The sequence below is a fragment of the Corynebacterium sp. NML130628 genome, from assembly GCF_001875665.1.
Taxonomy (GTDB): domain Bacteria; phylum Actinomycetota; class Actinomycetes; order Mycobacteriales; family Mycobacteriaceae; genus Corynebacterium.
Genome location: NZ_MLAL01000024.1, coordinates 1 through 26,621, shown reverse-complemented (window position 1 = coordinate 26,621; position 26,621 = coordinate 1). Strand labels below are relative to the sequence as shown.

General features: G+C 63.0%; 25 protein-coding genes. 9 read left to right on the top strand and 16 right to left on the bottom strand.

Annotation, left to right across the window (positions count from 1 at the left end):
• Positions 1-167: 167 nt before the first annotated feature.
• The 11 genes from BJP07_RS07190 to BJP07_RS07135 form a co-directional block, all read right to left on the bottom strand.
• On the bottom strand, positions 168-449 hold the full coding sequence (locus tag BJP07_RS07190; protein WP_255365944.1) for a type II toxin-antitoxin system RelE/ParE family toxin: 282 nt from the start codon (positions 447-449) through the stop codon (positions 168-170).
• Positions 415-651 carry a ribbon-helix-helix protein, CopG family gene (locus tag BJP07_RS07185; RefSeq protein ID WP_070361826.1) on the bottom strand — a complete coding sequence of 79 codons (237 nt, stop codon included), beginning with the start codon at positions 649-651 and terminating at the stop codon, positions 415-417. Before BJP07_RS07185 ends, BJP07_RS07190 begins: the two co-directional genes overlap by 35 nt.
• A gap of 586 nt (positions 652-1,237) precedes the next feature.
• The gene (gene fbaA / locus BJP07_RS07180) at positions 1,238-2,278 is read right to left on the bottom strand and encodes a class II fructose-bisphosphate aldolase (RefSeq protein WP_255365945.1); all 1,041 of its coding nucleotides are present in this window, start codon (positions 2,276-2,278) and stop codon (positions 1,238-1,240) included.
• 45 nt (positions 2,279-2,323) lie between these two features.
• The gene (locus BJP07_RS07175) at positions 2,324-3,535 is read right to left on the bottom strand and encodes a glycoside hydrolase family 76 protein (RefSeq protein ID WP_071566816.1); all 1,212 of its coding nucleotides are present in this window, start codon (positions 3,533-3,535) and stop codon (positions 2,324-2,326) included.
• A 12-nt stretch (positions 3,536-3,547) separates the two neighbouring features.
• Positions 3,548-4,204, bottom strand: a complete 657-nt coding sequence (locus tag BJP07_RS07170; RefSeq protein ID WP_071566815.1) for an RNA methyltransferase — start codon at positions 4,202-4,204, stop codon at positions 3,548-3,550.
• Complete coding sequence (pyrE, locus tag BJP07_RS07165; protein WP_071566814.1) at positions 4,191-4,724, bottom strand: orotate phosphoribosyltransferase; 534 nt, start codon at positions 4,722-4,724, stop codon at positions 4,191-4,193. Before pyrE ends, BJP07_RS07170 begins: the two co-directional genes overlap by 14 nt.
• Positions 4,714-5,862 (bottom strand): hypothetical protein, encoded by a 1,149-nt coding sequence (locus BJP07_RS07160; protein WP_083584146.1) that lies wholly within the window; start codon positions 5,860-5,862, stop codon positions 4,714-4,716. The genes pyrE and BJP07_RS07160 overlap by 11 nt, the downstream gene beginning before the upstream one ends.
• 12 nt (positions 5,863-5,874) lie before the next feature.
• The gene (locus BJP07_RS07155) at positions 5,875-6,717 is read right to left on the bottom strand and encodes a sulfurtransferase (RefSeq protein WP_071566813.1); all 843 of its coding nucleotides are present in this window, start codon (positions 6,715-6,717) and stop codon (positions 5,875-5,877) included.
• A gap of 23 nt (positions 6,718-6,740) precedes the next feature.
• Positions 6,741-7,154 (bottom strand): DUF4265 domain-containing protein, encoded by a 414-nt coding sequence (locus BJP07_RS07150; protein ID WP_070479576.1) that lies wholly within the window; start codon positions 7,152-7,154, stop codon positions 6,741-6,743.
• A 22-nt stretch (positions 7,155-7,176) separates the two neighbouring features.
• A complete protein-coding gene (gene clpB, locus BJP07_RS07145) occupies positions 7,177-9,735 on the bottom strand; it encodes an ATP-dependent chaperone ClpB (RefSeq protein ID WP_071566812.1) in 2,559 nt (852 codons plus the stop codon).
• A gap of 444 nt (positions 9,736-10,179) precedes the next feature.
• Positions 10,180-11,532, bottom strand: a complete 1,353-nt coding sequence (locus tag BJP07_RS07135; protein WP_071566810.1) for a sodium/glutamate symporter — start codon at positions 11,530-11,532, stop codon at positions 10,180-10,182.
• A 79-nt stretch (positions 11,533-11,611) separates the two neighbouring features.
• Between BJP07_RS07135 and BJP07_RS07130 the strand changes: the two genes are divergently transcribed.
• Complete coding sequence (locus tag BJP07_RS07130; protein WP_071566809.1) at positions 11,612-12,742, top strand: hypothetical protein; 1,131 nt, start codon at positions 11,612-11,614, stop codon at positions 12,740-12,742.
• On the opposite strand, the gene BJP07_RS07125 is transcribed toward BJP07_RS07130, so the two are convergent.
• The gene (locus BJP07_RS07125; RefSeq protein ID WP_071566808.1) at positions 12,669-13,511 is read right to left on the bottom strand and encodes a carbon-nitrogen hydrolase family protein; all 843 of its coding nucleotides are present in this window, start codon (positions 13,509-13,511) and stop codon (positions 12,669-12,671) included. The two genes, BJP07_RS07130 and BJP07_RS07125, sit on opposite strands and share 74 nt — an antisense overlap.
• Positions 13,512-13,600: 89 nt before the next feature.
• Between BJP07_RS07125 and BJP07_RS07120 the strand changes: the two genes are divergently transcribed.
• The 3 genes from BJP07_RS07120 to BJP07_RS07110 are packed head-to-tail and all read left to right on the top strand — an operon-like array spanning position 13,601 to position 16,815.
• Positions 13,601-13,828, top strand: a complete 228-nt coding sequence (locus tag BJP07_RS07120; RefSeq protein ID WP_071566807.1) for a hypothetical protein — start codon at positions 13,601-13,603, stop codon at positions 13,826-13,828.
• Entirely contained in the window at positions 13,821-15,005 is a 1,185-nt protein-coding gene (locus BJP07_RS07115) for an alpha/beta hydrolase (RefSeq protein WP_071566806.1), read from the top strand. Before BJP07_RS07120 ends, BJP07_RS07115 begins: the two co-directional genes overlap by 8 nt.
• A gap of 46 nt (positions 15,006-15,051) precedes the next feature.
• On the top strand, positions 15,052-16,815 hold the full coding sequence (locus BJP07_RS07110) for a pyruvate dehydrogenase (protein ID WP_071566805.1): 1,764 nt from the start codon (positions 15,052-15,054) through the stop codon (positions 16,813-16,815).
• 754 nt (positions 16,816-17,569) lie between these two features.
• Here BJP07_RS07110 and BJP07_RS07105 read toward each other — a convergent pair.
• The 4 genes from BJP07_RS07105 to dnaK form a co-directional block, all read right to left on the bottom strand.
• Positions 17,570-17,983 (bottom strand): heat shock protein transcriptional repressor HspR, encoded by a 414-nt coding sequence (locus tag BJP07_RS07105; RefSeq protein ID WP_071566804.1) that lies wholly within the window; start codon positions 17,981-17,983, stop codon positions 17,570-17,572.
• 2 nt (positions 17,984-17,985) lie between these two features.
• Positions 17,986-19,191: a molecular chaperone DnaJ gene (dnaJ, locus tag BJP07_RS07100; RefSeq protein ID WP_071566803.1), complete on the bottom strand. Its 1,206-nt coding sequence runs from the start codon at positions 19,189-19,191 to the stop codon at positions 17,986-17,988.
• 102 nt (positions 19,192-19,293) lie between these two features.
• Positions 19,294-19,881 carry a nucleotide exchange factor GrpE gene (grpE, locus tag BJP07_RS07095; protein WP_071566802.1) on the bottom strand — a complete coding sequence of 196 codons (588 nt, stop codon included), beginning with the start codon at positions 19,879-19,881 and terminating at the stop codon, positions 19,294-19,296.
• A 30-nt stretch (positions 19,882-19,911) separates the two neighbouring features.
• Complete coding sequence (dnaK, locus tag BJP07_RS07090; protein WP_071566801.1) at positions 19,912-21,741, bottom strand: molecular chaperone DnaK; 1,830 nt, start codon at positions 21,739-21,741, stop codon at positions 19,912-19,914.
• A 241-nt stretch (positions 21,742-21,982) separates the two neighbouring features.
• Here dnaK and BJP07_RS07085 point away from each other — a divergent pair, with 241 nt between their 5' ends.
• The 5 genes from BJP07_RS07085 to BJP07_RS07070 all read left to right on the top strand — a co-directional run bounded on the left by BJP07_RS07085 (position 21,983) and on the right by BJP07_RS07070 (position 26,434).
• Positions 21,983-23,245 (top strand): AI-2E family transporter, encoded by a 1,263-nt coding sequence (locus BJP07_RS07085; RefSeq protein WP_071566800.1) that lies wholly within the window; start codon positions 21,983-21,985, stop codon positions 23,243-23,245.
• 58 nt (positions 23,246-23,303) lie between these two features.
• Complete coding sequence (locus tag BJP07_RS07080) at positions 23,304-24,659, top strand: FAD-dependent oxidoreductase (protein ID WP_071566799.1); 1,356 nt, start codon at positions 23,304-23,306, stop codon at positions 24,657-24,659.
• A 10-nt stretch (positions 24,660-24,669) separates the two neighbouring features.
• Positions 24,670-24,804: a hypothetical protein gene (locus BJP07_RS11500; RefSeq protein WP_255365943.1), complete on the top strand. Its 135-nt coding sequence runs from the start codon at positions 24,670-24,672 to the stop codon at positions 24,802-24,804.
• A gap of 30 nt (positions 24,805-24,834) precedes the next feature.
• A complete protein-coding gene (locus tag BJP07_RS07075) occupies positions 24,835-25,080 on the top strand; it encodes a hypothetical protein (protein ID WP_143111736.1) in 246 nt (81 codons plus the stop codon).
• A 130-nt stretch (positions 25,081-25,210) separates the two neighbouring features.
• Entirely contained in the window at positions 25,211-26,434 is a 1,224-nt protein-coding gene (locus tag BJP07_RS07070; protein WP_255365942.1) for a Na/Pi symporter, read from the top strand.
• The last annotated feature ends 187 nt before the right edge of the window (positions 26,435-26,621 follow it).

Here is a 26,621-nt window from a genome sequence, read left to right as displayed (position 1 = left end):
AAACTATCCAAACCCCGGCCGAAACGCAGGCTACGACCGTAAGCCGCTAGAAGTGCCCAAGAACACCATGGATCCCGTGTCCAAGAAGCCATCGGACTCCCTGTCCAAAAACCCTATGGACATAACAAGGTGCGGCTAGGTGGGGCTAGGTGGGTTAGGCGAGTGCGCTACCTATAGATTTCCCCACGGTGGCCCACATCAACCACCAGCACTGTCAGGATGTCGTCCTGAATCTCTGCAATTATTCGATAGTCCCCGACACGCCACCGCCACAACCCCGACATTCCACCCACAAGAGCTTTACCGCGGACTCGCGGGTTGTTCAGCTGCGACAAATCACCCAAAAACCGAAGAAGCCGACGCTGTGTCTGCTTATCTAACCGCCGAACCGCCTTTTTCGCCCGGGGTGAAAACTCAATCTGCCAAACCACACTCGGCCTTAAGCTCATCGAGGGTAACAGTCTCCAGCTCGCCTCTGCGGACAGCTTCCGCCTCTGCTTGAAGTTCATAGATGTATTCGGCATCGTCAAGGTAGGCCTCTATTGCCTCACGTATGTAAAACGCCTTTGGCCTGCCAGTCTTTGTAGCGAGCTCGTCGAGCCGCCGTTTCTGTACTTCGTCCATTCGCAAACTAATTACTGAACCACTCATGTATACATGTATACACCTCACTGCCGAGCCTGTCACTCAAACGAACAGTTCCAAGGCGTTGGCGAGCCGCCGTTTTCGTTCCGGTCGACCTCTTCCGGTCGACCAACCCTGGTCAGGGCGAAATGGGGAATTGGCGTCGAATAGCTGCAAAATGCTGTGACCTGCATTGGTCGACCGGAGGAGGTCGACAGGAGCTGCGTGGGAGTCGTGGGGTGGGACTGGCCGAACGGCCGCGACACCAAATTCCGGGTTTTGGGCAAAGTGGCGTCGTAAAACCCCAGGTCGCGGATGCTGCGAGGAGGAATGTGGTGCGCAGATTGGGGAGCGAGTGACAAAGAACGCAATCCTGGCGGCTGACTCCGGCAAAACCCCAGGTCGTGAACCGTGGGTTGCGTCCTTTGTCACTCGGGTCGGTTGGGCCAGCACCAAATTCCGGGTTTTTAGAAAATCATCAAGGCAAAACCCCAGGTCGGCCCGGGCTCAGACAGGAATGTGGTGCGCATGACCAACGCAAGCCCCTGCAAACAGAAGAAACCCCCAGGACCGCGAAGGCCCAAGGGGGTTTCAGGAAAAGCAAGCAGTACGACTACTTGGACACGGAGGTGCCAACGGAGCGCAGGTCCTGGCAAGCCTCGACGACGCGGTCGGCCATGCCCTGCTCAGCCTTCTTCATGTAGGAGCGTGGGTCGTAGACCTTCTTGTTGCCCACTTCGCCGTCGATCTTCAGGACGCCGTTGTAGTTCTCGAACATGTGGGAAACCACTGGGCGGGTGAAGGCGTACTGGGTGTCGGTGTCGACGTTCATCTTGATGACGCCGTAGCGCAGGGCCTCCTCGATCTTCTCCTTCTCGGAACCGGAGCCACCGTGGAAGACGAAGTCGAATGGGTTGGAGCCGGCGGACAGGCCGAGCTTCTTCTCTGCAACCTTCTGGCCCATGTCCAGGACCTCTGGGCGCAGCTTCACGTTGCCTGGCTTGTACACGCCGTGGACGTTGCCGAAGGTTGCTGCCAGCAGGTAGCGGCCGTTCTCGCCGGTGCCGAGGGCATCGATGGTCTTCTCGAAGTCCTCTTCGCTGGTGTACAGGTTGGCGCCGGCCTTCGCCTGGACGCCGTCCTCTTCGCCGCCGACGACGCCGATCTCGACCTCGAGGATGATGTTTGCCTTGTGTGCCTTCTCCAGGAGCTCCTGGGCGACCTCAAGGTTGTGGTCGATTGGGATGGCGGAACCGTCCCACATGTGGGACTGGAACAGTGGGTTCTCGCCGCGGTCGACGCGCTCCTGGGAGATCGCGATCAGTGGGCGGACGTACTCGTCGAGAACCTCGAGCTGGCAGTGGTCGGTGTGCAGCGCGATGTTGACGTCGTAGTGCTTAGCGATCTCATGTGCGAACGCAGCAAGCGCCTGGGCACCAGCAACCTTGTTCTTCACGGACAGGCCAGAACCGAACTCTGCGCCACCGGTCGAGAACTGGATGATGCCGTCAGACTCGGCTTCTGCGAAACCACGAATTGCGGCGTTGATGGTCTCAGACGAGGTGCAGTTGATGGCCGGGTATGCGAACCCGCCCTTCTTTGCAGTGTCGAGCATCTGGTTGTAGACCTCAGGGGTTGCAATTGGCATGAAGATAACCTCCACTAGAGCTTCTTAGGTACGCCAACCAGTATGCCTGCTTTACTGACTATTTGCAGCCGCCACCCGTGCAGCGGCCTCCAGGAGCATCCACCCGGAAAGCTGTACTGAAAGGTCCCTCTCATCAATTCGGACCAACCCGACGGCCTCGCTCAGGGACGAAGGACCAAGCCCGTAATTGTGGGGAAGGCGGGCGTCTTCTGTCCACCGCGCGGAGAAGATCGGCAGCCCGTCGACCTCCAAACGATGGGACCAAAGGGACTCCGCCGAGGCCATAATCAGCCTTGATGCTATCTTTTTCGTCGCGATGTTCTGGCGAGAATCTTCCGGCAGGCGGACTGCAACATCGGCGAGGTAGCGAGCCAAAATGCCCTTAAAGAGGCCGCCGTCGCCGTCGCCGGATTCGTAGGGTTTGTTCAGAATCACCCCCTGGGGGGTAGCCATATGCAGGACAATCGCTTCCACGATTGCCCGGATATGTGTGATGTAAAACACGGAATCGTCGGCGCGTTTTGAGTACGCGAAGGAGTCGATTGGCTCGTCGTCGCGAAGTCCGACGTCGGCGCGCAACGCCAACGCGATCTCTAAACTCGCGCCGAGCACCGTGCCCTGGTTGTAGGTATACAGCTTGTCGACGACCTCCGGGCCATGCATCCGCATCCGAATCCCATCCTGCACCAGGCCTGACTCAGTGACCAGGTTGTCGAACGTCCAGTCAAGTAGCTCGCGGGCCTTGTCCAGGCGGCCAGTGCGCGCGAACAAGAGGGCAGCCGGGCCGTTTGAGGGCACGTTGTAGAAAGTCTCCTCCGTACGCCACGGCAGCACACCCATCACCGGGTCAATGCCGGCCAACAGGTCGAACTCCAGGGCGTCGAGGGCCTTCGTGCGGCGCGCCAGGCCCTCGCTGACGGCGCGGTTCCACGCCAGCGCCAACCAGGCCTTGTCGTCGTAGTACTTGTTCTTCGTCAGCTTGCCCAGGTTGCGGCGTTGGATACCACGCAGGGTGTCTTTGAGTTGGCGCTTGTGGGTTTTGGTGGGGCGTCGAATAGCGGCGTCGATCTGGCAGTCCAAATAGTGGGCCTGCCACCAGTAGTGCCAGTGCCAGTACAGACGATCCTTCGAGCCCGGCGGCCACGTGACCACCGCGAGGTTCGTCCTCGGCAGCCCCCACAGGCGGGAGGCGTGCCGCTCCTGCACAGCCGATTGAGCCAGGTCAGCGCGGTGCGACCATGTTTCCGCGGCGGTTTCTTCCACAACCTTCACCTTTCACCAAGCAGTACTCAAGTCGGCGTGCTGGCGCACCCACGCGTGCATCGCAATGCCCGCGGCAACACCCGCGTTGATCGAGCGCGTCGATCCGAACTGCGCAATCGAGCAGGTCATCGACGCCTCGCGCTGGGTCTCGTCCGTAATTCCGGGGCCTTCCTGCCCGAACACTAACACGCAGCGCTGCGGAAGTTCCGCCGTCTCCAGCGGCACGCAGCCCGGCGTGTTATCGATCGCCACGATTGGCAGGTCGTGCTCCTTGGCCCACTGGGCAAAGTCCTCAATCGTCGCGTGGTGGCGGATGTGCTGGTAACGGTCCGTCACCATCGCGCCGCGCCGGTTCCAGCGCCGCCGCCCAATGATGTGGACCTCCTCAGCCAGAAACGCGTTCGCGGTGCGCACCACGGTGCCGATGTTGGCGTCGTTCTCAAAGTTCTCAATCGCAACATGGAAGGGGTGGCGCCGCTTGTCCAGCTCCTCCCGGATCGCCTCGAGGGACCAGTAGCGGTAGGCGTCCACTACGTTGCGACGATCCCCTTCCTCCAAAAACTGCGGATCCAAGCGGGGATCATCCGGCCACGGACCCTCCCATGGGCCTACGCCGTGACGGCCCTCATTCCACTCTGTTGGCCCTTTTGCCTGCTCAGTTGAGTCCAAGGTCCTCGAGCCCCAGCAGGAATCGGTAGTCCAGGTCGGCCTCGTGCAGGGCGTCGGCGGCGCCGGTCGCACGGTCGACCACGGTAGCCACCGCGACGACCTCCGCGCCTTCAGCGCGCACGGCCTCCGCCGCGGTCAGCGGGGAGTTGCCCGTCGTGGTGGTGTCCTCCACCACGAGGACCTTCTTGCCAACAATCGACGGCCCCTCAATCCGGCGCTGCATGCCGTGCTTCTTCGCCTCTTTGCGCACAACGAACGCGTCGATTGGGCGGCCGTCGGCGTGCATCACAGCCGTGGCCACCGGGTCCGCGCCCAGCGTCAGGCCACCTACCGCGTCGAACTCCAAGTCGGCCGTCATCTCACGCAGCAGCTTGCCGATCAACGGCGCCGCCTCATGGTGCAACGTCGCACGACGCAGATCCACGTAGTAGTCCGCCTCCTTCCCGGAGGAAAGCGTGACCTTGCCGTGGACCACGGCGAGTTCCTTGACCAGCTGCGCAAGGCGTGCTTTATCGTTCATGCTCGGTTGGCTCCTTCTCGGTGTCTGACGAGTCGTTGAAAATTGTGGAGGGCTGCTGCTCGCGGCGCACTCTGGTCAAATCATAGAGCTCCGCGCCGTCATCGGCAGGTGAACCGTCCGCGATCGGCGCCACAGAATCCGCCCCGACCTCGTGGTCCTCCAGCTCGCCGAAACCGCCGCCCGTCACGCGGGTTGGCAGCTCGAATGGTTCCTCCGGGCGCTGCACCTGTGGAGTCTCCGGTTCCGGCGCATCCTCGGCACCGGGCGCCGACGCGAGCTCGGCCGCCGTACGCGGCGGCAGCGTACGTGCCGCGTCCGCCAGCAACGCCAGCGGCGCGAACGTGTCCTCCCAGTCCTGCGGCGTGGAACCGCGCTCAAGCTGCGCCAACACCCAGTCCTGCTCGCACCACACCGCGCACACGCTTTCAGGTATCTCGCGCAAGGCGGTGCGTACGCGCACATCGATGAAGCGCAGGACCGGGCCGGGCTCGTTCGTGAACAGCTCGAAGCCCTCGACGGCCTCCACCGGCACCAAATCCGCCGAGGAATCCGCCTGGAACTGCGGGCGACGCATATCTACCACGATGTCGCTCACCTCACCCGTTGCGACGGCCACCACCGTCACCCCGCCAAGGTCCACCACGCGGACATCATGGCCGTAAACTTGACCTGCCACGACGTCGCGCGGCTCCGCACCGGACGCCGCCGCGCCCCGGTGCCACTCGTTGACCAGGAACTCATCCACCTTGGAGAAGCGGAAGCCGTGTTGTTCCGCCCACAGGCGGCGCTCCCGGCGCGACGCGCCCGGCAGCTGCAGGCCCGACATGCGGTGCGGGCGCTTCGGGGCAGGCTCGGGCGCAGGTGCGGGTTCAGGCTCCGGGTCAGGATCGGGTTCCGGTTCCAGGGCGTGCTCCAGCGCCGGTGGGGCCTTGGGCTGAAGTTCCGGCTCGGGTTCCACCTCTACCTCGTGGACTTCGAGCGCGGGCTCTTCTTCGGCCTCTTCATCCAGCGTGGGCTCGGCGGGCTCGGCTGGTGGCGGAGGGGGCGTCGATACGGAGGGAGACGCAGGTGCAAACCACAACCACACAGCCGCGACCACGAGCAACGCGGCCAGCCCAAACAACACGTAAGCAATCATCGAGGACTGATACTACAGTGCCGTGGCGACCTTATTCCCCAACCGTGCACTCCACTGCGACCAGCCACCCACATAATGCGTGGCCACCGGCAGGCCAGCATGCTCCATCGCCGCGATGAGCAGCGCGGAGTGGTTGCCCGAACCCGAGTACGTAATCACCTTCGCCGGGTCCGTATTCTGCGTCACGCCCAGGCTGGCGAAGCGGTCGCGGATGTAGTCCGTCTCCTTGATCTTCCTGGTCTCCTTGCAGAACAGGTCCGCCGCCGGCAGGTTCAGCGCCGACGGGATGTGGCCCGCCTTCAAGTCCAGTACTTCTCGACGCCCAGCAAAGCGCTTCTCATCACGCGCATCAATCAGGACGCCCTCGAACTGCTTCACGTCCTCCAGCGTCGCCACCGGAAGCTTGTCGCCTTCCAGCTCCAGATCGCGCGGCACCACCACGTTGCCGGGACCGGCGATGGTCTTGAGGCCCTCGGCCTCCCACGCGCGGAAGCCGCCGTCGATAATGTGGACGTGCTCCAGGCCGGCCCAACGCATGATCCACCAGGCGCGGGCGGCGAACACGCCGGAGCCCTGGTCGTAGATGAAGACCGGGCGCTCCGCCTCGACGCCCCACTCCTCGAGCGCCTCATCGATCACGGCGAGCGACGGCAGCGGGTTGCGGCCCTCGCGGCGCCCCGGCATGCCCACGAGGTGGCCTTCCAGGTCGCCGTAGACGGCCGTCGGGATGTGCTCGGACTGGAACTTCTGCCAGGCCTTGCCTACCTCCGGTTCCCAAGAAACATCGAGCACCGTCTGCTTCTTGCCGGACTTAATACGTTCGTACAGCTCCTGCGGAGAAATAAATACAGTCATACATAACACCATACGCGCATGGCTCACGCTGTATAGCCAGGTGCGAGCTGGATCACGCCTGAAGCAGCCAAACCCTCCAGCCATTCATCGATTCCGGCCTTCGGACAGTCCGCACCTATCGACGCCGCCAACATCCCACCCGGGCCCATCTCCACCCGGCAGCCAAACGCCAACAACGTCTCCGCCAGCGAAAACGGCGACTCCCCCTGTGGCAAAATCCGCACCGTGGACGCACCGCCGCGCACCACGACCTTATTCACATGGAACATGCCGCCAACGCGCACGCACTCCACGATGTCCCCCACCGCCAGCGACACATCCACAAACGGGACCGACGCAACGACGAAGTGGCCGCCGCCAAGCTGGTGAGCCTCAAGTTGCTCGTTCTCCACGCCTGGCACGGCCACCCGTGTGTAAATCGTCGTCGTTGGTTGCATGGACAGCAGTGTAGCCCGAACGCTACTTCGCTGCCGACACCACCAACTCCTCGCCGCCTTCCGCGACGTCAACCTGCACCGCGTCACCGTCGCGGATCGCGCCGGCCAGCAGCTCCTTCGCCAATCGGTCACCGATCGCCTGCTGGATCACGCGACGCAGCGGACGCGCACCGTACGCCGGGTCGTAGCCGCGGTCCGCGAGCCACGCCTTCGCGGCGGCCGAGACGCGGAGCTGGAGGCGTCGAGAAGCAAGGCGATCAGCGAGCGTACCCAGCTGAATATCGACGATGCCCACCAACTGCTCCTTCGTGAGCGGCTCGAACACCACCACATCATCCAGGCGGTTAATGAACTCCGGCTTGAAGTGCGCCTTCACCGCGTTCATGATCTGCTCGCGGTCGCCGCCCGCGCCCAAGTTCGACGTCAAGATGATCACCGTATTACGGAAATCAACCGTGCGCCCCTGGCCGTCGGTCAGGCGCCCCTCGTCGAGGACCTGCAGCAACACATCGAATACATCCTGGTGCGCCTTCTCAACCTCGTCGAACAGCACCAGCGAGTACGGGCGACGACGCACAGCCTCAGTCAGCTGGCCGCCAGCGTCATAGCCGACGTACCCCGGAGGGGCACCAACCAGACGCGCGACCGAATGCTTCTCGCCGTACTCCGACATATCGATGCGCACCATCGCAGCCTCATCATCGAAGAGGAACTCCGACAACGCCTTCGCAAGCTCCGTCTTACCCACACCAGTCGGGCCCAGGAACAGGAAGGAACCAATCGGGCGGTTCGGATCCGCAACGCCCGCACGCGAACGCCGCACCGCATCCGACACAGCCACAACCGCATCCTTCTGGCCCACAACGCGACCAGCCAGGATTGCCTCCATGTCCAGCAGCTTCTCGGTCTCCCCCTGCATCATCTTGCCCGCAGGGATACCCGTCCACGCCGACACAACCTCAGCAATCACCTCAGGAGAAACCTCCTCCGTGAGCATCGTCCTTGACGACGCCCCCGCTGCCTCCTCAGCGTCCTTGACCTGCTGCTCCAGCTCCGGAATGCGGCCGTACCGCAGCTCCGAGACCTTCGCGTAATCGCCCTCGCGCTCTGCGATCTCCGACTCGTTACGCAGGTGTTCCAGCTCCTCCTTCGCAGCCTGCACCTTATCGATCTCCGCCTTCTCATTCGACCAACGCGCCTTCAGCTCACCGAGCTTCTCACGCTGATCCGCCAACTCCTGGCGCAACGTACCCAGGCGTTCCTTCGACGCCTCGTCGGATTCCTTCTGCAGCGCGATCTCCTCGATCTCCAAGCGGCGCACAATACGCTCCAGCTCATCAATCTCCTGCGGCGAGGAATCAATCTCCATCCGCAGACGCGACCCCGCCTCATCAACCAGGTCAATCGCCTTATCCGGCAAGAACCTGTTCGTGATGTAACGGTTCGACAGCTCCGCCGCCGCCACCAACGCCGAATCCTGAATCCGCACGCCGTGGTGCACCTCGTAGCGCTCCTTCAGGCCACGCAGGATACCGATCGTGTCCTCCACAGTCGGCTCACCCACATACACCTGCTGGAAACGACGCTCCAGCGCCGCATCCTTCTCGATGAACTGGCGGTACTCATCCAACGTCGTCGCACCAACCAGTCGCAACTCGCCGCGCGCCAACATCGGCTTAATCATGTTGCCCGCGTCCATCGCGCCCTCGCCTGTGGCGCCAGCGCCGACGATGGTGTGCAGCTCGTCAATAAACGTGATGATCTGCCCGTCGGACTCCTTAATCTCGTCCAACACCGCCTTCAGACGCTCCTCGAACTCGCCACGGTACTTCGCTCCCGCAACCATCGATCCAAGGTCCAGCGAAATCAGCGTCTTGCCCTTCAGCGACTCAGGAACGTCGCCCGCCACGATGCGCCTTGCAAGGCCCTCGACAATCGCCGTCTTACCGACGCCCGGCTCACCAATCAACACCGGATTATTCTTCGTGCGGCGGGAAAGCACCTGAACCACGCGCCGGATCTCACTGTCGCGGCCGATGACCGGGTCAATCCGGCCCTCACGCGCACGCGCCGTCAGGTCCGTCGAATACTTCTCCAACGCCTGGAATTGATCCTCCGGCGACTCCGACGTCACCTTCTTATTGCCACGCACCGACTGGAACGCCGCCTTAATCGCCTCAAACGTAGCGCCGCGCTTCTTCAGCAACTCCGCCGCGTCATCATTACCGCGCGCGATACCGGCCAACAGCACCTCAGTGGAGACAAACTCATCACCGAGCTCGCCCGCCAACTCCTGCGCCGCATTCAACGCATTCAGACCATCGCGGTTAAAGTTCGGATTCGCCATATTCTGGCCTTCCGCCTTCGGGTAGGAGTTGACCAGCTCAGCCGCCTCCTTCGCGACCATCCGCGGATCCACACCCGTCGCCTGCAACACCGGCGCCGCGATGCCATCCTCCTGATTCAGGATTGCCTCAAGTAAATGCGCCGGGCGAATATCCGGGTTCCCCTGCGCCGACGCCTTCTGCAGCGCCTGCTGCAACGCCTCTTGCGTTTTCGTAGTTGGGTTAAACGAAGACATGTTCGTTTCCTTTCTCTTTGCGTTTTGTTTTTGTTGTTCACTCTCCCTAACGCACGAGAAGTTGAGTCTGTTCCACTCAAGGTTGGGCGTGGGGTGTTTTCGGGGGTGTTTTCAGGGGTTGGGGTGCACCAAATTCCTTGGTTTCCGGGACCTGGATTTGTGTTTCCCCAGGTCGCGCCGCCTGCGCGAAGGAATTTGGTGTCAGACCCGAATGCTGCTGCACCAAATTCCCGCTTTCCCGGACGGTGGTATGCAGTTTCCCCAGGTCGCCAACTCCTAACGCCGGAATGAGGTGCACAGCTGGCTCACAGCTCGCCAAAACACGGCCATCGCACATCCAACGAACGGGCAAAACGCACGTCAAAACGCAAAAGGTAGTAACAGGATTCGAGGATTACTACATTCCTGTTACTACCATCTTAGACATCTAGGAAAATTCAGCCCCTATTCCTTGGCGGCCAGGGCCCCGGTGCCGTGTTTCTTGGCGGGCACCCACTTCAGGGCGAACGCGCCGACCACTACCGCGACGGCGATGCCAAACACGACCCAGCCGAACGCGGTCGTGAACCCGGCGATGATGGAGATTGGGGCGAGGATGGTCATGCCGATTTCGAAGGGGGCGAAGCCGACGTAGGCGACGCCGTATTCGTTGAGGGTGCCGGACTTCAGTTTGGGGTCGACCATCTTGAGCAGGGCGATACCGGTGGCGACGGCGGCGGTTGCCCAACCCCAGCCGAAGATGCCGCGCTCGAGCCAGTTCTCGCCGAAGAAGAGCGGGCCGGCCCACAGCATCCATACGACGCAGAAGATGGTGCCCAACACGAACATGATAAGGAGGGCCTGCCAGTACCCGGCGAGGGCTGCGGGGACGATGGAGGCGATGCCGAAGGCGATCATGAAGTCGGTGGCGGCGCCGGAGACGGTGGAGATGGTTTCGCGGTCGAGATAGTTGGGTCGCTTGAAGGCTACGAGGAGGCCGCGGCCGATGAGTCCGATGACGAAGGCCATGGCGAACAGTGGGATGGAGACGTTGCTCCACATGCCCTTGATCCAGGTGTTGACGGTGTAGGCGATCAGCACGGTGATGAGGATGAAGCCTGCGTGGAGCGCCAGTGGTTCGATGGAGGATGGGTTGGTGGTTGCGCGTCCGATGGAGGGGCGTTCGGATTCGGTGGCGATGTAGCCGGTGCGCAGGTCTTCGGGCAGGGCGCCGCGCAGTTCGGTTGCCTTGCCTTTTCGGATTCCCCAGTTAGCGACGATGACGCCACCAACGATGGCAACGAGGGTGCCCACGGTTGCGGAGGTGAAGCCGATGGAGGACGCCTCGGCAATGCCGATGTCTTCGAGTGCGGAGCCGACGGCGGCGGCGGTGCCGAAGCCTCCGACGAAGCCGACCGGGAGCATCATGCCGAACCATGGTTCGGTGCCGAAGAATGGCGCGAAGAAGTACAGCCCCAGGAGGATGAAGATGCCCCACTGGCCCATGAACATGGCCGTCGAGTAGCCCCACATGTTGCGGGCGCCTGAGGCGACGGAGCCGCCGAGGTTCATGGAGTAGGCCATGGAGGCGAAGACGACGGCGATGAGCAGCGTCGTATAGGTGCCGACTTGGTCGGACCAGTGGATCACGCCGAGGACTTCTTGGCCGAGGATGAGTCCGAGCAACCCAGCCGTGATTGGTGCTGGCAGGAGCAGCGCCTGTAACACTTTGAGTCGGTTTCGGAGCACGTTTCCGATGATGAGCAGGATGGAGATCCATCCAATATCCGTCAGGAGTGTGTACGGCGTGTAGTCCACTGCGGCACCTTTCTCTCTATTTGTTTCCTTGCTCACACTAGTCCACCTCACTGGTGCTGGGAAACAGTACGCTGGCCCTATGAGAAAGTTTGCCCCCGTTTTGGATGGCCCGAATGCGGCCGCGTTGCAGGTGCTCGCGGAGCAGGATTCCGAGGTGCGCGCCACGCTGTTTGAGCGGATTGTGGAGCAGTATCCGCAGGCAGCGATGGTTTTTCCGGCAGGCGCCACGGAGGTACCCCAAGTACTTCTCGACGCCACTTCGTTCACCCTCGCTTCCACACAGGAGTCCGAGGCAGCGGGGGCAACAATCCCTGAGGCAACCCTTACTCCGCTGCACGAGTGGGCGTTGGATCTGCGGCGGACGGGGTTTCCGGCGTCGGAGTTTCCGGCGGTGGCGGAGATCGTTGGTGGGGTTGTGGGCGTCGATACGCAGGTGTTGGTGCGTGCGGCGCAGGAGATGGAGCGGGTGTCGCGGGAGGCTGACGAGGCCGGGGTGGCCGCCGCGTCGGTGGCGCAGGTGGCGCAGGTTTCGCAGGATGGTTCGGCGTGGATCGTGCGGGCAGAGGCGTCCGCGGCGGTCGGGTATGCGGCGGGGCAGGCGCTGCCGGTGATGCGCGCGGGCAACCAGGGGGTGTGGTGGGCGTGCGCGCCCGCGGTGCCGCCGAACCGATTCGGGCAGCTGGAGTTCCACCTCGACGGGCCGGATGTGGAGGTCGGCGACTACCTGACGTTGGGGGCTGCGCGTGGCCCGGCGGTCCGGGCGAACCGACCAAAGATGCTGCTCGTGGCGGTGGGCACTGGTTGGGCGGCGGCGAAGTCGGTGGTGTTCGGGCTCATCGAGGAACGCATCCGCCCCGAGGTGCACCTGGTGCTGTGTGGGGACGACGCAGACGATTTTTACGACGCCCGCACCATCAATTGCCTCGCCGATTCCCAGCCGTGGCTGCAGGTGACACGCGTCGCGTCGACCGCGGGCGAGTTCGGGGAGAGCGCCGCGAGGGCGATTTGGGTGCCGGGGGCGGCGTTCGTGTCGGCGCCGGGCACGTGGTGGGACCACCAGATCGTGTTGTGCGGCACAGGTGCCGAGGTCGCGGAGTACCGCGAGGCCCTGGACGCCGCCGGAGCTCGCGGGGTGCTTACATGCGCGACTGACGCAACGGTCCAGTTTCCGAAAGCCTCATCAGGGGAACGTCCTCCTGTACGGCGGTGACCTGCGCGATGTCGATGTCGGCGTCGAGGAGCTCGGGGCCGTAGCCGGCCTCCACGATCCTGCGCCCGTCCGGCGCCACGAGCGTGGAGAACCCGATGCCGGTCGGGCCGGACTTCTCGCCGGCCTCGGTCTCGTGGTTCGGGCGGGACTGCCCAGCCGCCGCGATGAATACGCCGGCATCGAGGGCGCGGGCGCGCGTCAATAAGCGCCACTCCTCGAGCTTGCCCGGGCCGTCCGCCCAGCTCGTCGGCACCACGATGACGTGCGCGCCCATCGCTGCCAGCTCTTTGAACTGTTCCGGGAAGCGGATGTCGAAGCAGGTGGCCACGCCGATGGTGGCGTCGCCATGCCGGAATGTGAGCAGGGTATCGCCGGCCTTGACGGTGCGGGACTCGTGGTAGCTGTGGGCGTCGTAAAGGTGCACCTTGTCATAGGTGAGGATGCGTGGGTACTCGCTGTGACCGTCGAGGATGAGAGTGGTGTTGTAGACGCGGTTGATGTTGCCGACGGTGTCCGCCGGGCGGAACGATCCCGCGACGATGGTCACGCCCAGCTCCTTGGCCAGCGAAAACAACCCCTGCGTGAACGGCCCGTCGGTGTCCTCAGCCTGGCGGTCGAGGCGGCCTGCCCCGAACGCGTGTGAGGCCGCCTCCGGTAGCACAATGAGCGTCGCACCCCGGCGCGCGGCCTCTTTGACCTGCGGTTCTATGCGCGAAAGGTTACGCATTTTATCAGGTCCGCTGGTAAATTGTGCCAACACGATACGCATGTGGATAACATTAGCGAATCTGAAATTTTATCCACAGGGTTTCATGTAGTTTCCTTGCCCTACTTCGGCGCGTTTTCGAGGATGGGTGCATGCATTTATCAACGACCGTCCCGTCCCTCGCCCGTTCCCACCGCGTCGCCCGCACGTCGCTTCCCCGCGCTGAGCTGCGCGACAGCGCCAGCGCGGCCGCGTTGCGCTCGCTGGGTCTCGACGCCTCCACCACCGCCCTCAACGCACATTTAGAATCGATCGCCTCGTTTGCGGACGACTGCATCCGCTGCGACACCCGCCTCGCGGAGGCGTTGCGCCATGTCTGATACCTACCGCCCTGCCCTGGATGCCGGGCAACTCATGGTTGCCGCGGGCGTGGTGGACGGCGCGGTCGCTGAGTTCCGCGCGCGTTCCCAGGCGTGCCACGCCGCCCGATCCGACCTGGTTGGGACCGGTTTTCGCGGGGAGGCTCCCACGTTGGCGTTACGGCGCCTCCAGCGTGTCGACGCCACCTTCGCCCACCCCGCCGACGACCTCACCCAGGCCGCCCAGGTGCTGCGCCGCTACGCCACCTGGCAGGCGCGCCTCGACGCGATGGCGCGTTCCCTGCGCGGCAGTCCCGCTTATTCGCTGGCGGTGCAGGTGCTCAACGGGGTCTCACGTACCTTCGACACGTTGTGCGCCGCCGAGCTCGAAGCCCTCTGCAAGGCGCGCGAGCGCGACCTGGAGGCGGCGCGCGGGCACGTGCCGCTCATCGCCCACCACGGCGTGGACCTTGGTCAGGTGCACCGCAGGAACCTTGCCGCGCTCGACCCGGCGCGCCGCGAGTTGGTCACGGCTGTTGGCGCGACGGTACTGGAGGCGGGGCCTGCGTCGGCGACGCTGGCGGTCGGCAACGTCGTGGACCCGGCGCGCGTGATCACGATGGTCGCGGGCGTCTCCACCGGTCGGCCCGAGGACCTGGGCGGGGAGCTTGCCCGTGCGCAGTTCCTCGCCGAACGCACCGGGGCGACCGTCATCCTCTGGCAGGGGTACGACCCGCCACCCAACGTGGTCAACGGCCTGGATCCCGGCCCGGCGCGCCGTGGCGCGGACGACCTCTCCGCCTTCCAACTCGCGCTCAGCGACCGTTTCCCCAACGCCCACCGGGTGGTGCTCGCCCACAGCTACGGCACCCGCGTCGCGACCGAAGCGGCGCTCCACCACGGCTTGCTTACCGACCAGCTCTGGCTCGTCGGCAGCGCCGGCGTCGCCGGTACCCATGTGAGCGATCTGCGGCTGGCTGGGCCGGACTCGCGCGTTGTTGCCGTGGATTCTCCCGAGGACCCAATTCTGTGGACCAGGTCCGGCCCTCAGGCGGTGCTGGGGGCGTCGCCAACCGATCCTGCCTACGGCGCGCGCGTTCTACCTGGCGTTTCAGGCGGACATGGCGACTACTTCACAGACGAGACCTTTGTGTCAGGTCTCACACATTCCTTCGAACTTCAGGGAGCAGAAAGGTAACATGATAAGCGGTTAATTTATTCTTCAAATAAAGGAGATTTTAGGAATGGCTCAGAACTTCGCCTCGGCATTCGTTGCCAAGCTGAAAGAGCTTGGCGTCAAGCGCATCTACGGCCTCGTCGGGGACTCCCTCAACCCACTTTCCGACGCCGTGCGCACCCAAGGCATCGAGTGGGTCCACGTCCGCAACGAGGAAGCAGCCGCATTCGCAGCCGGTGCCGACGCCCTCGCCACCGACGAAATCGCCGTCTGCGGCGCATCCTGCGGCCCCGGCAACACCCACTTCGTCCAGGGCCTCTACGAAGCGCACCGCAACGGCGCCAAGGTCCTCGCGATCGCCTCGCACATCCCCTCCTTCCACATCGGTTCCTCCTTCTTCCAGGAAACCCACCCAGAGTTGCTCTTCCAGGAGTGCTCCTCCTACTGCGAGATGGCCAACTCCGCCGACCAGGGCATGCGCGTTGTCCACAACGCCATCCAGAACACCATGTCCGGCAACGGTGTGTCGGTCGTCGTCGTCCCAGGTGACGTCTTCGCCCAAGAAGTCACCGCCGACGCCCCAACCCTGTCCGGAAACTACGCCACCGGCGGCAACAAGCGCGTCTACCCCGACCCAACCGAAGCCGCCCGCCTCGTCGAAGCCATCAACGAAGCCGACACCGTCACCCTCTTCTGCGGCTACGGCGCCAAGGACGCCCGCGACGAAGTCTTCGCACTCGCCGAAAAGATCAAGGCGCCTGTCGGCCACTCCTTCCGCGGCAAGATGTACATCGAGTACGACAACCCATTCGACGTCGGCATGTCCGGCCTCCTCGGCTACGGTGCCTGCCACGAAGCCTCCGACAAGGCAGACCTCTTCATCATGGTCGGCACCGACTTCCCATACACCGACTGGCTGCCAAGCAAGAACGTCGCCCAAATCGACATCGACGGCGCCCACATCGGCCGCCGCACCAAAGTGCACTACCCCGTCATTGGCGACGTCAAGAGCGTCATCGAAAACATCCTCCCCCACATCGAGGAGAAGAAGGACCGCTCCTTCCTGGACGCAATGCTGAAGCGTCACGCTGAGCTGCTGGAGTCGGTCGTCGGCAAGTACACGACGGAAGCCCGCGAAGCCCGCACCCCAATCCACCCAGAGCTCGCCGCCTCCGTCCTTGACGAACTCGCCGACGAAGACGCCTACTTCACCGTCGACACCGGCATGTGCAACGTGTGGTCCTCCCGCTACCTCACCCCCAACGGCAAGCGCGACGAATCCGCATCCTTCCTCCACGGCACCATGGCCAACGCCCTCCCACAAGCCATCGGTGTCCAGGCCGCATTCCCCGACCGCCAGGTCATCTCCTGGTCCGGCGACGGCGGCCTCGGCATGCTCCTCGGTGAACTCCTCACCGTCAAGCTGCACAACCTGCCAGTGAAGACCATCGTGTTCAATAACTCCTCACTCGGCATGGTCAAACTCGAAATGCTCGTCCAAGGCTTCCCCGAGCACGAAACCGACCACGACGGCGTCAACTACGCCAACATCGCCGAAGGCGTCGGCATCAAGTCCTTCCGCATCGAAGACCCGAAGGACCTGCGCCCGAAGCTCAAGGAGGCCCTCGCCTACGACGGCCCCGTCCTCGTCGACATCGTCACCGACCCAGACGCCCTGTCCATGCCGCCAAACATCACCTGGGACATGATGAAGGGCTTCACCGCCGCCGCTACCAAGACCGTCCTCGACGGTGGCGTCGGCCGCATGGTGGACCTCGCACGCTCCAACCTCCGCCACATCGGCGGCGCAGCGTCGATCACCTTCAAGTAGTGGTCTGTTAGGCTCCAGCGCCTCCGCTGCTTTCGCGGCTTTGCGGCCTCGGGTTTCTGCCCGGGGCCGCTTCGTTTTCGGGGTTTGCAGGCTTCTCATCCTGCCGTTTTGAAAAAGTTCCCGCGCCGCCGCCCGGGAACGATTTTGCGTTTTGGGTCGATTCCGGTCGACCAACCGACCCGTTTCCCCAGGCCACGACACCCGTCCACGAAGATCGTTCCCTGTTCATGCGTGATCGTGGGAACTTTTCGGAGGTAGGCGTCCCTGCTCGGCCCTGCGCTCCCCCCTAATCCACTCAAAGTGTTCGATTAGAAGCGTGCGATGCAGGTCGCGCATTTTCAACCGGCCCGGTTGATTTCCTGCGACCAGCATCGCACGCTTTAAACACCTCGACACGAACCCAACGAGCACAGAACGAGCACAACGGACACTATGGCCCGCCCAAACGCGCTCCACCAGCGCACCAAATTCGCTGTTTTCCGGATCTGATTTTGTGTTTTCCCAGGTCGCAGATTATTGGCAATGGGATTTGGTGCCTTCCCTTTCTCTGCAGACACCAAATTCCCGTTTTTCGGAAGGGTGCCCTGGTGTTTCCCCAGGTCGCGACCTCTGAGCAAAGGAATTTGGTGTCGCGAAGCCTAGGATACGCGCACAAAACGGACAGCGAACCCAGCAAGCAACAGAAAACAGCCCCCGCCCATGCAGTGCATGAGAAGGCGGGGGCTGTCCTGCCACCTAGGCGTCGAATCCTGCTTTACCGGGCCCGGCGCCGTGACCTGACGGAGGAAGGTTCCCACGTCACCAACGCGGTTGAGCGTGGCACGTGGACGAGTTCGCCGCCGCGGGGACGGGATTCTAGGCGTTGGTGCTCCAGGCGTTGACGTAGTTGCGCGTTTTCTTCGCGTTTGGCCGCCAGTTCCTCTTGGAGCTCGTCGATGTGTTCGGTGAGCTCGATGATGGTTTTGATGCCGGCCAGGTTGACGCCGTCTTCTTGGGAGAGTTGTTGTATCCGGCGCAGCATGGAGATGTCGCGCCGGGAGTAGCGGCGTCCGCCGCCGCTGGTCCGCATCGGTGTGACGAGGCCGATGCGGTCGTAGGTGCGCAGGGTTTGGGCGTGCATGCCGGTGAGTTCGGCGGCGACGGAGATGACGTAGTACTCCTCAGCCATGGTTATGCACCTCCTGCCCACCCGGCGCGCGGGTCGAAGCCGGAGTCGCGTTCGGCTTGTTGGTAGGCGCGCAGCGCGCTGGTGGCGGCTGCGTCCAGGTCCTTGGGCACTGCGACTTCGACGGTGACCAGGAGGTCGCCGGCGTTGCCGGATTTGCGTGGCACGCCGCGTCCTTTGACGCGCAGGGTACGCCCGTTGGGGGTGCCTGCGGGGACCTTCACGCGGACGTGTTTGTCCAGGGTGGGCACTGTGATCGTGCCGCCGAGGGCGAGTTCGCTGAAGGAGACGGGGACGGTGACTTCGAGGTCGTCGCCGGTGCGGGTGAATACTTTGTCGGGGCGGACGTGGACGGTGACGAAGAGGTCGCCGGCTGGTTTGCCGTTGGGTCCTGCTTCGCCCTGTCCGGCGAGGCGCACTTTTTGGCCGTCGACGACACCGGCGGGGATACGCACCGTGATGGTGCGGGAGCGCCGGACGGTGCCGGTGCCGTGGCACGTGGTGCACGGGTCCTTGATGACGTCGCCGGTGCCGCCGCAGTTGGTGCATGGGCGGGCCATGCCGAAGGCACCGGAGTTCTCGCGGACGTAGCCGGAGCCGTGGCACTGGTCGCACTGGGTGACGTGGCCGGATTTGGATCCGGAGCCGTGGCATGTGGTGCATGGGGCGTCGCCGGTGAGTTCGACGGGGAAGGTGGTGCCTTTGGCGGCTTCGCGGAAGTCGAGGGTTATTTCCGTTTCGACGTCCGCCCCCCGCGACGGCCGAGCGTTCCTGCCAGCAGCGCCGCCGCGGTTAAAGAGGCCACCGAAGAGATCACCAAGGCCGCTTTCTCCAGCTTGTCCAGCACTCCCGGCTCCTCCGAAGATGTCGGAGAGGTCGGAGAAGCTGAAGTCGCTTTGTCCCGTTTGGCGAAACCCTCCCGGAAAGCCGGGACCTCCTGCCCCTCCGAATCGGCCGCCGAAGCCGCCGGAGCTCATCATTGCTTTGAACTGGTCGTATTCTTTGCGTTTTTCTTCGTCGCCGACGACGTCGTACGCTTCTGCCACCTTCTTAAACTTCTCCTCTGCGGCTTTGTTGCCGGGGTTGGAGTCGGGGTGGTTTTCGCGTGCGAGCTTGCGGTATGCCTTTTTGATGTCGGCTGTGGACGCGTCTTTGGAGACGCCGAGGTCGCCGTAGTAGTCCTTGTTGGCCCATTCTTGTTGCATAGCCATCTCGCACCCTCCTTTCTCGGATGAATTTGTTATTGAAAGTACAAAACCGGGGCGTGAAGGCCGCTTTTCGCGCACCTCACGCCCCGGCCCTGGGTTTATTTGTTACTCGTTGTCTTCAGCAGGCTCTTCCGCGGGGTCGGCGATGATGACCATTGCGTTTCGCACGAGTCGGTCGCCTACGCGGTAGCCCTTGCGCAGTACGGTGCCGATGACTTTGTCGTCGCCGGAGGACAGGTCTTGGACTGCCTCGTGGGTTTCGGGGTCAAAGGTGTCGCCTTCTGCGCCGAAGGCTTGGACGCGTTGCGCGGTGACCACGCCGCGGAGTTTGTCGGCGAAGGCTTTCAGTGGGCCTTCGTTCAAGTCTCCATGTTGTTCGGCGAGGTCGAGGTCGTCGAGAAGCGGGAGCAGTTCGGTGGCGAAGGCTGCTTTCGCGTGCTCGGCGATGGCCGCGCGTTCCCGCTCCGTGCGGCGCCGGTAGTTTGCGTACTCGGCGCTGACACGTTGCAGGTCTTCGGTCCGTTCAGCAAGCTGCTTTTCGACGTCATCCTGCTCGCCCTCGTCCGTTTCCGGTGCAGCGTCGGCGTCGACCTCTGCCTCAGCCTCAGCGTCAGCCGCTTCTGCGGCTACTGCCTCAGCTTCTTCGATCAGGTCTTCAACCTGCTCCGGTTCCGGAGTGTTCGGGTTCGTCATGGTGACCTCCTTTCGCAGTGTTGCTGTTGCTTACTTGGTTTCGTCGGTGTCTTCGTCGACTACCTCGGCGTCGACAACGTTGTCGTCGGCTGCCTCGGCCTGGGTTGCGCCCTCGTTGGCCTGTGCCTCGTAGAGCACCTTGCCCAGCTCCTGCGACTCAGTGTTCAGCTTCTCGACGGCCGACTTCACCGCTTCAAGGTCGTCTCCCTTGAGTGCTTCGTCGACGGCGTCGGCTGCCTCGGTGACGCGGGTCTTGAGGTCCTCCGGCAGCTTGTCGGCGTTGTCCTCCATGAACTTGCGCGTCTGGTAAGCGGCGGACTCTGCACCGTTGCGGGTTTCCTGCTCCTCGCGGCGCTTCTTGTCCTCGTCGGCGTGTGCCTCGGCGTCCTTGATCATGCGGTCGATCTCCTCCTGGGACAGGCCGGAGCCGTCCTGGATCTTGATCGTGTTTTCCTTGCCAGTCGCCTTGTCCTTCGCGGAGACGGACACGATGCCGTTGGCGTCGATGTCGAAGGTGACCTCAATCTGTGGAACACCGCGCGGTGCCGGTGCGATGCCTGCCAGCTCGAAGGACCCGAGCAGCTTGTTGGCTGCTGCCATCTCGCGCTCGCCCTGGAAGACCTGGATCTGCACGCTTGGCTGGTTGTCTTCAGCCGTGGTGAAGGTCTCGGAACGCTTCGTCGGGATGGTGGTGTTGCGCTCGATGAGCTTGGTCATCACGCCGCCCTTGGTCTCGATGCCGAGGGAGAGCGGGGTGACGTCGAGAAGCAGGACGTCCTTGACGTCGCCGCGCAGGACACCTGCCTGCAGCGCTGCGCCGAGGGCCACGACCTCGTCCGGGTTGACGGACTTGTTCGGCTCCTTGCCACCGGTGAGTTCCTTGACCATGTCGGTCACGGCCGGCATACGGGTGGAACCACCGACCAGCACAACGTGGTCAATCTCGCCGACGGAGAGGCCAGCATCCTTGATGACCTGGTTGAACGGCGCCTTGGTGCGGTCCAGCAGGTCAGAGGTGATCTTCTGGAACTCGGTGCGCGTCAGCGTCTCGTCGAGGAAGAGTGGGTTCTTCTCTGCATCAACCGTGATGTACGGCAGGTTGATGGATGCCTGCTGGGAGGAGGACAGCTCAATCTTGGCCTTCTCAGCCGCCTCGCGCAGACGCTGCATCGCCATCTTATCCTTGGACAGGTCAACGCCCTGTGCGGACTTAAACTTATCGACGAGCCACTCAACCACGCGGTTGTCCCAGTCGTCGCCACCGAGTTCGTTGTCACCCGCGGTTGCCAGCACCTCTACGACACCGTCGCCGATCTCCAACAGGGAGACGTCGAAGGTACCGCCGCCAAGGTCGAAGACCAGGATGGTCTGCTCCTTGTCAGCCTTCTCCAGGCCGTATGCGAGTGCTGCTGCCGTCGGCTCGTTCACGATACGCAGGACGTTCAGACCTGCGATCTGGCCGGCTTCCTTCGTAGCCTGACGCTGTGCGTCCTCGAAGTAGGCAGGGACGGTAATGACGGCGTCGGTAACTTCGTCGCCGAGGTATGCCTCTGCGTCCCTCTTCAGCTTCTGCAGCGTACGTGCGGAAATCTCCTGCGGGGTGTACTTCTTGTCATCAATTTCGACCGTCCAGTCTTCGCCCATGTGGCGCTTGACGGAGCGGATCGTGCGGTCAACGTTGGTCACTGCCTGGTTCTTTGCAGACTGGCCAACCAACACCTCGCCGTTCTTCGCAAACGCGACGACGGACGGGGTGGTGCGCGAACCCTCAGCGTTCGCGATAACTACCGGCTCTCCACCTTCCAGGACAGAGACAACCGAGTTCGTCGTGCCAAGGTCAATACCTACTGCGCGTCCCATTTCTACATTTCCTCCTGTGTTTGTCGAAGTATTTTCTGAAGTTAATCCGAAGTTGAATCGCCTCGGCTCAACTTGACGGGAACCACTGTAGCAGAAGTTCCGCCAACCTTGAGCCTGTCGCGCTCAATCCTTACAACATGCGATTGGCAAAGTTATTCCCACCAGACTCAAGTTTCTTTATTTCCGCAGCTCAGAGTGGTCAAGTAAGTTATGTCTGGCAGGTCTGGCACAATGTCTTGGTATGAACAACAAAGTTGAACCACAGGAGGAAATACAACCCACCGCGGCCGACGCCGCACAGGAGCTTTCCTCAGAAAATGTTGACCGCAGCGCGGTCATCGCCTCCGATGGGCGCACCGCGGCAGCTTGGGCGGCGAGGTTCATCATCATCGTCGCTGCTACCGCACTCCTCCTCTATCTCCTGAAGTACATCTGGATGGGTCTGCTCCCCATCTTCTTGGCACTCATCGTGTGCACGGTCCTGTGGCCGCCCGTGAACTGGCTGCGGGAGAAGAAGGCGCCACCGGCGCTCGCGTCAGCCGGCGTACTCGTCGGGGCGTTCGCCATCATCGGCGGCATTTTCGCCGCCATGGCCCCAACCGTTCGCACGCAGGGCACCCAACTCGTCGACCAGGCACAGCAGGGCATCGACCAGATCACGCACTGGTTGCGCGACAACGTCGATAACGAACTCATCGACCCAGCCAAGATCCAAGAGACCATCGACCAGGTCACCAACGCTCTGCGTGGCCAGGCCTCCAACATCGCCTCCGGTGTGTTCACCGGCATCGGCGCGATCGCATCCGTCGGCACCACGCTGGCACTGACCCTGATCCTCACCTTCTTCTTCCTGAAAGACGGCCCGAAGTTCCTGCCGTGGCTCAAGGGCTACGTCGGCGTACGCGCCGGCTGGCACCTCACCGAGGCCTGCATGCGCTCCTGGAACACACTGTCCGGGTTCATCCGCACGCAGGCGATTGTCTCGGCTGTCGACGCCGTCTTCATCGGTCTCGGCCTTCTCCTGCTGGGCGTGCCGCTGTGGCCAGTCCTGGCAGTGATCACGTTCTTCGCGGGCTTCGTCCCCATCATCGGTGCGTTCACCGCGGGCGCGTTGGCAATTATTATTGCGCTGGTGTCCAACGGCCTGACCAACGCCATCCTGGTGCTGGTGCTCATCATCGTGGTGCAGCAGCTGGAGAGCAACATCCTCCAGCCGATCCTGCAGTCCCAGGCGATGGGCCTGCACGCCGCGATCGTGCTGCTGTCCGTGGCGCTCGGCGGCACGCTGTTCGGCATCGTCGGTGCGTTCCTCGCGGTGCCGGTTGCCGCAGTACTGGCAGTCTGGTTCCGCTACTGGGCGGAAATGGTCTCGCTACGAACAGGCGAGGTCACCCCGGACGAAATCAAAATGGCCACCCAACAAAGCCAAACCTTGGACTCCAAGGAGGCGTTCACTGCCGTGCGTGAACACATGGCGCAAATGGGCAGGCGCTCCAAGAACTAGGCGCGTAGCGCTATATTGTTAGGGAAACTAGCTTCGAAGATCGAAAGGACATATTTCTATGAGTCTGCGCGTCGCTGTCGTAGGTGCCGGGCCAGCCGGTATTTACGCATCCGATCTGCTCATCCGCAATCAGGAGCACGAGATCCACGTCGACCTGTTTGAGCAGATGCCTGCGCCGTTCGGCCTCATCCGCTACGGTGTCGCCCCGGACCACCCGCGCATCAAGGGCATCGTCAAGTCGCTGCACAACGTGATGGACAAGCCGAACCTGCGCTTTTTGGGCAATATCACCGTTGGCCGCGACATCACCATCGATGAGCTGCGCGAATACTACGACGCCATCATCATCTCCGCGGGCGCCGTCCGCGACCGCGAATTCCTCGTGCCCGGCGGCGACAAGTCCATCGGCGCCGGCGAGTTCGTCGGGTTCTACGACGGGAACCCACGCTTCGAACGCTCCTGGAACCTGGAGGCGCGCGAGGTCGCGGTGGTGGGCGTCGGCAATGTGGCGCTGGATATCTCCCGCATCCTGGCGAAGACCGGCGATGAGCTGCTGGTCACCGAGATCCCGGACAACGTCTACGAGTCCCTGAAGAACAACAAGGCCGAGGTCATCCACATGTTCGGCCGTCGCGGCCCGGCACAGGCGAAGTTCACGCCGAAAGAGCTGCGCGAACTCGACGAGTCCGACACCATCCAAGTGCTCGTCGACCCAGAAGACATTGATTACGACGGCCCCTCCGAGGAACTGCGCCGCGCCGACAAGTCCATCGACCTGAACTGCCAGGTCCTGGAGCAGTACGCGATGCGCGAGCCGGACGACGCTCCGCACAAGATCCACATTCACTTCTTCGAGTCCCCAGTGGAGGTGCTCACGGAGGGCGACGCGATCGTCGGCATCCGCACCGAGCGCACCGAGTTCGACGGCGAAGGCGGACTGCGCGGCACTGGCAAGTTCACCGATTGGCCAGTCCAGCAGGTCTACCACGCCATCGGCTACCGCTCCGAGCCTGTGGAGGGCGTCCCGTTCGACCTTGAGCGCCACGTCATCCCGAACGACGGCGGCCACGTCCTCGGCGAGGACGGCTTCGAGGACTCCCTCTACGTCACCGGCTGGATCAAGCGTGGCCCGGTCGGCCTGATCGGCAACACGAAGTCGGACGCGAAGGAAACGACCGACATGCTCATCGCCGACGCCGACGCCGGCAAGCTCACCGCCCCGACCCACGAGGACCCGGACGCCATCCTCGGACTTCTCGACGAGCGCAGCATCGACTACACCACCTGGGACGGCTGGTACCGCCTCGATGAAGCAGAGCGCAAGCTCGGCGAGGAGTGCGGCACCCACAGCCGCGAGCGTAAGAAGATCGTCGAGTGGGACGAAATGGTCTCCCACGCCCGCCACAACAGGTAATGTGCTGGCCATGCGCCAGCTTTTGAAGAAGATCGCCGCCGCCCCGGGTGCCAACCGCTTCTCCGGCAACGCCAAAGTACACCCGAGTGCTGTACGCCCCGGCGAGCGGGTCTGCTCCTACGGCGCTACCACGCGCCGCGAATGATGCGGCCACGTCACTGGGGTGCGCGGCACCTTGATTGCGACCTCCATCAACGGTCCAGACTCCGGCGACTCCGGCGGACCGATGTGGATTCCCGGCCGCGGTCTCGTCGCGGTGCATTCCGGGTTCGTACAAGCAGGAAAGAAGATCTGGGGAACAGGGTCCTACCCTAAGCTCTACGTTGGCCCCGAGCTGTTCTCCTTCATTTCAGCAGACCTTGACCAGCCCACGACGTCGTCAAACTCGATCCTCGAATGGTACGCGCGGCAACTGCTATAAGTTCGCCTAAAGTTCACTTTGGTGTTACCACCCGTGCACATGCGCACATTATGGTGATAAATCGGCCCATGCCTTGGGCCCTTTTTGGCGAGAGATTTTTCGACGACAGGAAGCGCTTCACTCTATGAGCATGGACACCGCGACAACGACGTTCACGCACCACCCCGACGGTGCAGACGCAGGCAAGAAAGACCCACTGGGTTTCTTGCCGTTCGGTGGCCCCTTCAAAACCTTCGTCGACTGGATGTCCGTGGTCGTCGCGGTGTGGCTGCTGCTCAACGCGGTGAGCATGATCGGCGCCGGCTTCCAGATGGCTGCCGGCGACCGCGCCGAGGAACTCTTCTCCTTTGCCCAAAACCCGTTCGTGGGCCTCGGCATCGGCATCCTCGCGACGGCGATTATGCAGTCCTCCTCCACCACCACGTCGATTACCGTCGGCATGGTTGCGGGTGGCCTTCCCATCGAGATCGCCATCCCGATGCTCTTCGGCGCCAACCTAGGCACCACCGTCACCGCCACCCTCGTCGCGCTTGGACTTTCCGGCAACAAGGAACAGTTCCGCCGCGCGTTCTCGATGGCCACGGTGCACGACTTCTTCAACCTGATCGCGCTGGCCATCTTCATGCCGCTCGAGCTTGCCACGGGCTTCCTGCAAAAAACCTCAGGCGCCATCGCGCACTACACCAGCGGTGGCACGGGAGGCATCCTCAACACGATCTTCAGTGGCATCGGCACATTTGTCGACGCCATCACCGAACCCCTCGTCTCCCTCGCAGAAGCCGCCGTCAGCCCGCTCAGCCACGTGTGGGGAGGCATTGTCCTCTCGATTGCCGGCATCGCCCTGATCATGATTGTCATCGGTTTCATCGGCAACATGCTCGGCACGCTGCTCGTCGGCCGGGCGCAGGAGGTCCTGCACGCCGCGCTTGGCAAGGGCACCCTCTCCGGTGTTCTCTCCGGCGCGATCATCACCACGGCGGTACAGTCCTCTTCTACCACCACCTCCTTGACGGTGCCGCTGGCGGCGTCCGGCAAGTTCCACATGCGTGACCTGTTCCCGTTCGTGGTCGGCGCCAACATCGGCACCACGGTTACCGGGCTGGTCGCGGCGTTCTCCGCACCACCCGAGGTCGCCGAGGTTGCCATGCAGACCGCCCTGGTGCATACCCTTTTCAACACCTTTGCGGCCACCCTCATCATGACGCTGCCGTTCCTGCGGGCGCTTCCCCCAATGGGTGCCGAGTGGCTTGCCGGTCTCGCCGACAAGAACAAGGTGTACATCTTCATCTGGGTCGGCAGCGTGTTCTTCGGGCTGCCGCTGCTGGCGATCTTCATCACCAACTGGGTGTCCTAGGGGCTGAAAACCCCAAACTGTAGTAACAGGATGGTAGTAATCCCGATTTTGAGCTCCCCGGGGGCTGCGGATGTTTTGTTGGAGTGCATCTGAGGGACTTTGTCTCGTAGTTATGCACTCAGTGCCTGTCGATGCTCGGCGATGGTCGTATATCCATCACCGAGTGTCGACTTCAACCTTGTATTGA